This window comes from Rhizobium sp. NPDC090275, assembly GCF_044772225.1.
In the GTDB taxonomy this organism is placed as follows: domain Bacteria; phylum Pseudomonadota; class Alphaproteobacteria; order Rhizobiales; family Rhizobiaceae; genus Rhizobium.
Window position 1 is genome coordinate 1 of sequence record NZ_JBIVYL010000032.1, and the last position, 1,422, is coordinate 1,422.

The following is a 1,422-nucleotide window of genomic DNA, read 5'->3' on the forward strand; positions in this document are numbered from 1 at the left end:
TAGCACTACTTTGGCAGATTCGGGCAAGGCTGGTTTGAGATGATTTGTGCTCTCTTCATTTGAGGGCGCGACATGGCAGATTGGGATACGGAGCTTTCAGCATTTTTGCAGCCATTTCTAGAGAAGCTCGGACACAAGAAACGGCGACAGATGTGCCCTCTTTACGTGTCCGGGCTCATTGGTCCGGGTGACCGCAAGAGCATCGAGCCGATGGCGGAACGGTTTGCGCCTGGCCATTACGACCGCCTCCACCATTTCATTTCCGATGGCCTTTGGGATGCTGTTCCTCTTGAGACCGAGCTTGCGCTGCAGGCGGACAGGATCGTTGGCGCATCCGATGCGTTTCTGGTGATCGATGACACCGGTTTGCCGAAGAAGGGCGATCATTCGGTCGGAGTCGCACCGCAATACGCCTCGATGCTGGGCAAGAGAGCAAATTGCCAGACGCTGGTTTCGGTGACGCTTGCCCGAGACGAGGTGCCGGTTCCGGTGGGCTTGCGTTTGTTTTTACCCGAGAGCTGGACGAGCGACAAGGAGCGGATGGCCAAGGCCGGGGTTCCCGATGCCATGCAGACATCTCGCACGAAGCCGGAGATTGCTCTTGCCGAAATCGATCGGTTGACCGTGACGGGTGTCCGGTTCGGCACGGTTCTGGCTGACGCGGGCTACGGCCTGTCGGCGGCCTTTCGCCAGGGATTGAGTGGACGTGGCCTCACCTGGGCTGTCGGCATCCCCAAGCATCAGAAGGTCTATCCCTATGATGTCGGATTGATCTTCCCCGTTGCCGGTCATGGCCGTCCTCGCAAGCATCCGATCCCCGACACACTGTCGGTTTCCGCGGAAACGATGCTGACTTCTGCACGCTGGAAAAAGGTCAGTTGGAGGCATGGTACAAAAGGTCGCCTGACAGCACGTTTTGCAGCATTGCGCGTTCGGATCGCCGACGGCACGCCGCAACGCATTCTTGACAAGGGACAGCAACACATGCCGGGTGAGGAAGCCTGGCTGGTTGGCGAATGGCGATCAAACGACGAGCGCAAATACTACCTGTCCAACTTGCCAGCCGATGCGACATTAAAAGCGCTGGCGGCCGCCATCAAGGCGAGATGGGTTTGCGAGCAAGCGCATCAGCAGATGAAAGAGGAACTCGGCCTTGACCACTTCGAAGGCCGATCATGGCAAGGGCTACACCGGCACGCTCTGATGACAATGATCGCCTATGCCTTCCTCCAGCACCAGAGATTGCAGACTGCAAAGCGGGAAAAAAAACAAGCGACAAATACGCGAGGGGCCGCCTGAGCCCACCTTGCCCGCTATTCGTCGAGCCGTCATCAGCGCACTCGCCAGACCAATGACGATAATCCGATGTCCCCACTGCAACGGGCTAATTCAAACCCCAGAATCTATTCTGCCAAAGTAGTG

Annotated in this window: 1 pseudogene; it reads left to right on the forward strand. The window is 57.6% G+C overall.

What is annotated here, in order from left to right:
- Positions 1-72 precede the first annotated feature (72 nt).
- A pseudogene (locus ACIQUB_RS31455) lies at positions 73-1,422 on the forward strand (IS701 family transposase); the annotation flags it as partial.